General features: G+C 48.1%; 1 protein-coding gene. It reads left to right on the top strand.

All coding sequences use genetic code 11. The features are described from left to right. Nucleotides 1-145: 145 nt before the first annotated feature. Nucleotides 146-530: galactokinase family protein (locus R7Q11_RS29035; protein ID WP_318094489.1), on the top strand; the 385-nt coding region annotated here is incomplete at its 3' end.

Below are 530 nucleotides of genomic sequence, written 5' to 3'. Positions count from 1 at the left end.
CGTGATGTGAGAGATGTCCACTACAAAGAATGCTAAGTCTTTAAATTGGACTGATTACGAATAACGGGATAGCGCGACTTTACAGATAGAAAGTTAGGCTCAACGCGCTATCCCACACAAATTACTATTTTAAGAGAACGTCCCTATGTCTGAACTTATCCAAAATGTGAAAGCGTCATTTGAGCAAGTGTTGGGCTACGCACCTAGCCATATTATTCAAGCGCCTGGTCGTGTGAACTTGATTGGTGAGCACACCGATTACAACGATGGTTTTGTCCTACCGTGTGCCATTAACTACCAAACGGTCGTGGCGGCGGCAAAGCGTGAAGACAATATCGTGCGTGTGGTGTCGGTCGATTACGGCAACGCAATGGACGAATTCGATATCACGCAAGCCATTACCTTCGAGCAAGACAAAATGTGGGCGAACTACATTCGCGGCGTGGTGAAGTGTCTTCTGGCGCGTGGCTACCAGTTTACTGGGGCGGATATTTCAGTCAGCGGCAACGTACCTCAAGGCGCGGGTTTGA

Source organism: Vibrio sp. 970 (genome assembly GCF_033339075.1).
This window is presented reverse-complemented; position numbering and strand designations above follow the sequence as displayed.